This is a genomic window from Streptomyces sp. NPDC048269 (assembly GCF_040652395.1).
Lineage (GTDB): Bacteria > Actinomycetota > Actinomycetes > Streptomycetales > Streptomycetaceae > Streptomyces.
Map to the genome: position 1 here is coordinate 104,066 of NZ_JBEZLW010000021.1, position 7,329 is coordinate 111,394.

Consider the following 7,329-nt stretch of genomic DNA (forward strand, 5'->3'; position numbering starts at 1 on the left):
CCCCACGGGCACACGACCCAGCCCTGCCCGGCACGATCCCGTCGCCGAGCACATCCCAGTCCCCGCAGGTCTTCGAGGCACGCGGGCCGGGGCGGAGCCCCGACCTCTCTCTCCCCCCGGGGCACGACCCAGCCCGGCCCGGCACGATCCCGTCGCCGGGCACGGTCCAGCCCCCGCCGAACTTTGCGGCACGCGGTTCGGGGCGGAGCCCCGACTTTCGGCGCCGCCGGGCACATTCCAGCCCCGCCGGCGTTTGAGGCGCGGTCCGCGGCGGAGCCAGCGGCGGCCCCGCACCCGTACGGCCAGGGATGAGCGCCGGCGATCCGGGCACGCTGGAGGGTACGGCTCCGTACGCCGCCCCCGCCCCGGAGGTCCGCCATGCTGCCGCGCCGCCGCACCGCCCTGCCCCACGACCCCGTCCACCACCCCTTCTTCGCCCGCGTCTACGCCCGCGCCAGCGAAACCGCCGAGACCCGCGGCGGCATCGCCGCCCTCCGCACCGAGCTCCTCCATGGAGTGTCCGGCCGCGTCATCGAGATCGGCGCCGGGAACGGCCTGAACTTCGCGCACTACCCCCGCGCCGTCTCCGAGGTCGTCGCCGTCGAACCGGAGCGCACCCTCCGCCGCCGCGCAGCGACGGCCGCCCTGCGCGCCGAGGTCCCCGTGGACATCGTGCCCGGCGCCGCCGAGGCCCTCCCGGTCAAGAGCGAGGCCTTCGACGCGGCCGTCACCTCGCTGGTGCTGTGCACCGTACGGGACCTGCCCCGCTCCCTCGCGGAGCTGCACCGCGTGCTCCGCCCCGACGCCGAGCTGCGCTTCTTCGAGCACAGCCTCGCCCCCGGCCCCGGCATGGCCGCCGTCCAGCGGGCCTTGGACCGTACCGTCTGGCCCTTCCTCTTCGGCGGCTGTCACACCGCCCGCGACCCGCTCGCCGCGGTCGAGGCGGCCGGCTTCCGGATCGTCTCGCAGCGCGGCTTCCGGCTGCCCGAGCGCGGCCCGGCCCTCCCGACCTCCTACTGCGTCATCGGGTCGGCCCGCCGAGTGGCTTGACCCAGCGCGTCCACTGGTCCTCGGGCCCGTACCCGGCCGCGTCCCACAGCAGGTGGGCCGGCTCGTTGCGGTCGAGCACCATCGCGTCCCCGCGCCGCCCGCCGAGGGCGACGAAGCGCTCCTCGGCGGCGGCCAGCAGTGCGCCGCCGATGCCCTGCCTGCGGTGCCCTGGGTGCACGGCGAGCCGGTACAGGTGGCAACGCCAGCCGTCGAAGCCGGCGATCACCGTGCCGACGAGCTCCCCGCCGCGCCGCGCGAGCAGCAGCGCCTGCGGGTCGCGCGCGTGGAGCCGCTCGACCCCCGCGAGATCGTCGCTGATACTCGTTCCCTCGGCGGCGGTCTTCCAGAAGTCCAGTACGGCGCCCAGATCGGCCGCCGACGCAGGACCGATGTGAAGATCGTTCATGTCCGGATCCCATCATCCGGCCACGCTCCGCCAAAAGAATGATCCGCTCTCTTTGCCCGTCCTTTACCCTGTGGGCAAAGGTTCCTCCTGATTGAAAGGTGTGAGCGTCCGCCCATGGGCGAGCCTCCCGGTCCACGACATTCCCGCTGTTCCCCCTCGCGACATCGCGCGATGCCCCGCCTCCTGGCCGATCATGGAACGGAGGTGATCGACCGATGACCGAGGTGATCCTGCTCGTCGTGGCACTGCTGCTCTGCATTGCCTGCGGAGCCTTCGTCGCGGCCGAGTTCTCGCTGACCACCGTCGAGCGCAGCGAGCTCGAACAGGCCGTCAACCGTGGCGAGGCCGGGGCCGAAAGTGCCCTGGCAGCCGTCCGGACGCTCACGTTCCAGCTCTCCGGCGCCCAGCTCGGCATCACCGTGACCGGCCTGGTCATCGGCATGATCTCGAAGCCGTCGATCGCCGCCCTGCTCCAGGGCCCGTTCGAGTCCCTGGGGATGTCCGCCGGCGCCGCCTCCTCCACCGCACTGGTCCTCGGCACCGTCCTGTCGACCGTCGCCCTGATGGTCATCGGCGAGCTGGTGCCCAAGAACTGGGCGATCTCCTCCCCGCTGGCGATCGCCAAGCGTGTGGCGACGATGCAGCGGGTCTTCAGCCGGGCCTTCAGGCCCCTGATCAGCCATCTCAACACCACCGCCAACCACATGGTCCGCCGCCTCGGCATGGAGCCGGCCGAGGAGCTGGCCTCCGCGCGCACTCCGCAGGAGCTGGTCGCCCTCGCACGGCACTCGGCGAAGGCGGGTGCGCTGGAGAAGGACACCGCCGAGCTGTTCGTACGGACCCTGAACCTCGCCGACCTGACCGCGGAGAACGTGATGACTCCGCGCGTCCAGGTCACCGCCCTCGACATACAGGCGACCGCCGAGGACGTGGCGAACGCGACGCTGGCCACCGGCCTGTCCCGCTTCCCGGTCTACCGGGGCAGCCTCGACTCCGTCGTCGGCACCGTCCACATCAAGGACGTACTGGCACTGGCGGCCGAGGAGCGGCGCCGGACGCCTGTGTCGCAGGTGCTGCGCGAGCCCCTCCTCGTACCGGAGTCCCTGACCGTGGACCGGCTCCTGGACCGGCTGTCCGGGAAGCAGACGATGGCCGTGGTCATCGACGAGTACGGCGGCACCGCCGGTGTGGCCACGCTGGAGGACATCGTCGAGGAAGTCGTCGGCGAGGTCCGCGACGAGCACGACCCGCACGAGACCCCGGACCTGGCTCCGGCCGGTACGGACGATGCCGGACGCCGTCTGTACTCGGCCGACGGCGCCGCGCGCACCGACCAGCTCCAGGGGATCGGACTGCGCGTGCCCGAGGGCCCGTACGAGACTCTGGCCGGTCTGATAGCGACCGAACTGGGCCGCATCCCGGCCGTCGGCGACCGCCTGGAGCTGGACGGCTGGCAGCTGGAGGTGGTGGACGCCGGCGGCCGGCGGGCCGCGCGCGTGCTGCTGCACGTGCCGGCAGAGCCGGGCGGCGACGGGCGCGGGGGCCTCCCCGGGGACGAGCACGGAAATGAGCCCGGGGACAGGCACAGGGACGGGCACAGGGACAGGCGCAAGCGCAAGCGCAGGGACGGGGAGGAGGGCCGATGACCGCGATCCAATTGCTGATCGGCCTGGCGACCCTGGTCGTCAACGCCGTCTTCGTCGGCGCGGAGTTCGCGCTGATCTCGGTCCGGCGCAGCCAGATCGAGCCGCACGCCGAACAGGGCGACCGGCGGGCCCGCGCGGTCCTGTGGGGCCTGGAGCACGTATCGGCCCTGATGGCGGCTGCCCAGCTCGGCATCACGCTGTGCACCCTGGTCCTGGGCGTGGTGGCCGAACCGGCGATCGCGCACCTGCTGACCCCCCTGTTCGACCTCCTCGGGGTGCCGGACGCCCTGACGCACGCGATCTCCTTCGCGGTGGCCCTGTCGCTGGCGACGTACCTGCACATGCTCTTCGGCGAGATGGTGCCGAAGAACGTGGCGCTGGCCGAACCGGTGCGCACGGCGCTGGCGCTGGGGCCCCCGCTGGTGACCCTGACGCGGGCGCTGCGTCCGGTCATCTTCGCCATCAACGCCTTCGCCAACTCCCTGCTGTTCCTGCTTCGGGTGGAGGTGAAGGACGAGGTCGCGGCGACCTTCTCGGACGACGAGCTGGCGCGGATGGTCAAGGACTCCAGCAACGCGGGGCTCCTCGACGACCGGGCGAGCGAGCGGCTGCACGACGCCCTGGAGCTGGGCCGGCGGCCGGTCACGGACGTGGTGCTGCCGGCGGACCGGGTGGTCTCGGCCCGGGAGGGGATCACTCCGGCCGGGCTGGAACGGCTGTCGGCGGAGACCCGGTACTCGCGGTTCCCGGTGATCGACGCCCAGCACCGGATCCTGGGCTACCTGCACGTCAAGGACGCCCTGGACGCGGAGGCGCGGGACGAGCCGTTCCCGGTTTCGGCGCTGCGGCTGATCGCCCAGGTCCGGGCGGAGACCCCGCTGGACGACGTGCTGACCGCCATGCGCCGCAGCCGTACGCATCTTGCCGCGGTGCTGGGGCCGGACGGCGCCATGACCGGCCTGGTGACGATGGAGGACGTGCTGCGCGAACTGTTCGGCCGGCCGGCCTCCGCGTAGCGCGTCGGCTAGCCCTGTCGTCAAAGCACGGCCGACCGGGACGTGGACGGCAGGGTCTGCGAACGTGTCGGTCCCCGGCCCTGCAGGGCCGGGTACCGCGCGGTAACATCACTCCCGCCATGGAGATGAATGCGTCTTACACCAGTTTTGTCGCGGTCGGCGACTCCTTCACCGAGGGCATGTCCGACCTGCTCCCGGACGGCTCCTACCGGGGCTGGGCGGACCTGCTGGCCGCCCGCCTCGCGGCGCGCGAGCCGGGCTTCCGCTACGCGAACCTCGCGGTCCGCGGAAAGCTCATCGGGCAGATCGCCGAGGAGCAGGCCCCGGCGGCCGCGGCCATGGGAGCCGACGTCGTGACCCTGGTCGGGGGGCTGAACGACGCGCTGCGCCCCAAGGTGGACATGGGCCGGGTCCGGGGCCACCTGGAGGCGGCCGTGGAGCTTCTGGCTCCCTCCTGCAAGCGCCTCGTCCTGATGCGCTCCCCGGGGCGCAACGGGCCGGTGATGGACCGTTTCCGGCCCCGGATGGAAGAGCTCTTCACGATCATCGAGGAGCTCGCCGCACGGCACGGCGCCCTGGTGGTGGACCTGTACGGGGCGCCGGCGCTCGCCGACCCCCGGATGTGGGACGTGGACCGGCTGCACCTCACCGCCGAAGGCCACCGCCGGGTGGCGGAGGCCGTCTGGCAGATGCTGGGGCTGCCCGCCGAACAGGACTGGCGCACCGAACTGCCCGCCGCGCTCCCCCCGGGCTGGGCGGTACGCCGGTCCCAGGACCTGAGCTTCGCCCGGCAGCACCTGCTCCCCTGGGTCGGCCGCCGCCTGACGGGCCGCTCCTCCGGGGACGGCCGTCCGGCCAAGCGCCCGGAGCTGCTCCCGTACGAGCCGGCCACGGGCGATCTTCTCTCGTAGCAAGGCACAATCGGAGCCGGGGTCCCTACCTGCGTAAACACACAGCGGCGGCCCAAGTAGAATCCCTCCACGTGACTGCCAAGCCCCGCATCCCCAATGTCCTGGCCGGCCGCTACGCCTCCGCGGAGCTCGCCGTCCTGTGGTCCCCCGAGTACAAGGTGACGCTGGAGCGGCGGCTGTGGCTCGCCGTGCTGCGCGCCCAGAAGGACCTCGGTATCGAGGTCCCCGACGCGGCCCTCGCCGACTACGAGCGCGTCCTCGAAACGGTCGACCTCGCCTCCATCGCGGAGCGCGAGAAGGTCACCCGGCACGACGTGAAGGCCCGGATCGAGGAGTTCAACGCCCTCGCCGGTCACGAGCACGTCCACAAGGGCATGACCTCCCGCGACCTCACCGAGAACGTCGAGCAGCTGCAGATCCGGCTCTCGCTGGAACTGGCCCGCGACCGTACGGTCGCCGTCCTGGCCCGCCTCGGCAAGCTGGCAGGCGAGCACGCCGAGCTGGTCATGGCCGGCCGCTCCCACAACGTCGCCGCGCAGGCGACGACGCTGGGCAAGCGCTTCGCGACCGCGGCCGACGAGCTGCTGGTCGCCTACGCCCGCCTCGAGGACCTCCTGGGCCGCTACCCGCTGCGCGGCATCAAGGGCCCCGTCGGCACCGCCCAGGACATGCTCGACCTGCTCGGCGGCGACGCGGCCAAGCTGGCCGACCTGGAGCAGCGGATCGCCGCCCACCTCGGCTTCGCCCAGGCCTTCACCTCGGTCGGCCAGGTCTACCCTCGCTCGCTCGACTACGACGTGGTCACCGCCCTGGTACAGCTGGCCGCCGCCCCGTCGTCGATCGCCAAGACGATCCGCCTGATGGCCGGCCACGAGCTGGTCACCGAGGGCTTCAAGCCCGGCCAGGTCGGTTCCTCCGCGATGCCGCACAAGATGAACACCCGGTCCTGCGAGCGCGTGAACGGCCTGATGGTCATTCTGCGCGGCTACGCCTCGATGACCGGCGAGCTGGCCGGCGACCAGTGGAACGAGGGCGACGTCTCCTGCTCCGTGGTCCGCCGCGTGGCCCTGCCGGACGCCTTCTTCGCCTTCGACGGCCTGCTGGAGACCTTCCTGACGGTCCTCGACGAGTTCGGCGCCTTCCCGGCGGTCGTCGCCCGCGAGCTGGACCGCTACCTGCCGTTCCTCGCGACCACCAAGGTCCTGATGGGCGCGGTGCGGGCAGGGGTGGGACGCGAGGCCGCCCACGAGGTCATCAAGGAGCACGCGGTGGCCTCCGCGCTCGCCATGCGCGAGCAGGGCGCCGAGCGCAACGAGCTGCTGGACAAGCTGGCCGCCGACGAGCGGATGCCGCTGGACCGTGCCCAGCTCGACGCCCTGATGGCCGACAAGCTGTCCTTCACCGGCGCCGCGGGTGACCAGGTCGCGGCGGTGGTCTCGCGCATCGAGGCGATCGCCAAGCAGCACCCGGAGGCCGCCGGGTACGCGCCGGGGTCGATCCTCTGACCCCCGACGAGCTGAACGCCGCCCGTGACCGCGTCCTCCCGGACGTGGTCGCGGGCGGTCTGCGTGTGCTCTTCTGCGGCATCAACCCGGGTCTCCTCTCCGCCGCGACGGGCCACCACTTCGCCCGCCCCGGCAACCGTTTCTGGCCCGTCCTGCACCTGTCGGGCTTCACCCCGCGGCGCCTGGCCCCCGCGGAGCAGGAAGAGCTGCTGACCTACCGCCTCGGCATCACCAACGTCGTGGCCCGGGCCACGGCCCGCGCCGACGAGCTGAGCGCCGAGGAGTTCCGCGAGGGCGGCCGCATCCTGACAGCCAAGGTGGAACTGCTCCGCCCCCGCTGGCTGGCCGTGGTCGGCGTCACGGCCTACCGCACCGCCTTCGGCGAGCGGAAGGCCCAGATCGGCCCCCAGGAGCGGACCATCGGCTCCACCCGGGTCTGGGCTCTCCCCAACCCCAGTGGCCTCAACGCCCACTGGACCGCCGAGTCCATGGCCCAGGAGTACGCCCGCCTCCGAGCGGCCGCCGAATCTCCCGAAGGCCCCTAAGTCCCTCAAAGTCCCGCCTGGCCTTCGGCGTTCGGCACCGCGCCTCGCCGCGTGGTCGGGGCGCCCGAGTGCGTCCAGCACTCGGGCGGCCCTCCGGCTGCGAGGCACGGAACCGGACGCCGCAGGCCTGACCGGCGCTACCTTGACTACAGGAGCTAGTGTTCTGAGTCTGGAGTTCTGTTCAGTTGTAGGCTTTCGGTATGGCGATGGGGCGGCCGAAGGCCGAGTTGGTGCTGACGGACGAGGAGCG

General features: G+C 72.5%; 7 protein-coding genes. 6 read left to right on the forward strand and 1 reads right to left on the reverse strand.

Features of this window, described 5'->3' with window-relative positions; translation table 11 throughout:
- Positions 1-378 precede the first annotated feature (378 nt).
- On the forward strand, positions 379-1,050 hold the full coding sequence (locus AB0D48_RS22925) for a class I SAM-dependent methyltransferase (RefSeq protein ID WP_362399856.1): 672 nt from the start codon (positions 379-381) through the stop codon (positions 1,048-1,050).
- Here the strand turns inward: AB0D48_RS22925 and AB0D48_RS22930 are convergent.
- Positions 1,022-1,456, reverse strand: a complete 435-nt coding sequence (locus tag AB0D48_RS22930; RefSeq protein WP_362399859.1) for a GNAT family N-acetyltransferase — start codon at positions 1,454-1,456, stop codon at positions 1,022-1,024. The genes AB0D48_RS22925 and AB0D48_RS22930 overlap by 29 nt on opposite strands.
- 215 nt (positions 1,457-1,671) lie before the next feature.
- On the opposite strand from AB0D48_RS22930, the gene AB0D48_RS22935 reads away from it, so the two are divergent.
- The 5 genes from AB0D48_RS22935 (at position 1,672) to mug (ending at position 7,079) form a co-directional block, all read left to right on the forward strand.
- Positions 1,672-3,102, forward strand: coding sequence for a hemolysin family protein (locus AB0D48_RS22935; protein WP_362399861.1), 1,431 nt, complete (start codon positions 1,672-1,674; stop codon positions 3,100-3,102).
- A complete protein-coding gene (locus AB0D48_RS22940; protein WP_362399864.1) occupies positions 3,099-4,118 on the forward strand; it encodes a hemolysin family protein in 1,020 nt (339 codons plus the stop codon). The genes AB0D48_RS22935 and AB0D48_RS22940 overlap by 4 nt, the downstream gene beginning before the upstream one ends.
- A 119-nt stretch (positions 4,119-4,237) precedes the next feature.
- Complete coding sequence (locus AB0D48_RS22945; protein WP_362399867.1) at positions 4,238-5,029, forward strand: SGNH/GDSL hydrolase family protein; 792 nt, start codon at positions 4,238-4,240, stop codon at positions 5,027-5,029.
- 71 nt (positions 5,030-5,100) lie between these two features.
- A complete protein-coding gene (gene purB, locus AB0D48_RS22950; RefSeq protein ID WP_266782658.1) occupies positions 5,101-6,534 on the forward strand; it encodes an adenylosuccinate lyase in 1,434 nt (477 codons plus the stop codon).
- Positions 6,531-7,079 (forward strand): G/U mismatch-specific DNA glycosylase, encoded by a 549-nt coding sequence (gene mug, locus AB0D48_RS22955; protein WP_362399885.1) that lies wholly within the window; start codon positions 6,531-6,533, stop codon positions 7,077-7,079. The genes purB and mug overlap by 4 nt, the downstream gene beginning before the upstream one ends.
- Positions 7,080-7,329: the final 250 nt, after the last annotated feature.

Bases quoted from the DNA above. Each gene is read 5' to 3' on its own strand.
- AB0D48_RS22925 (WP_362399856.1), top strand. From the start codon at position 379: ATGCTGCCGCGCCGCCGCACCGCCCTGCCCCACGACCCCGTCCACCAC.
- AB0D48_RS22930 (WP_362399859.1), bottom strand. From the start codon at position 1,456: ATGAACGATCTTCACATCGGTCCTGCGTCGGCGGCCGATCTGGGCGCC.
- AB0D48_RS22945 (WP_362399867.1), top strand. From the start codon at position 4,238: ATGGAGATGAATGCGTCTTACACCAGTTTTGTCGCGGTCGGCGACTCC.
- AB0D48_RS22935 (WP_362399861.1), top strand. From the start codon at position 1,672: ATGACCGAGGTGATCCTGCTCGTCGTGGCACTGCTGCTCTGCATTGCC.
- AB0D48_RS22940 (WP_362399864.1), top strand. From the start codon at position 3,099: ATGACCGCGATCCAATTGCTGATCGGCCTGGCGACCCTGGTCGTCAAC.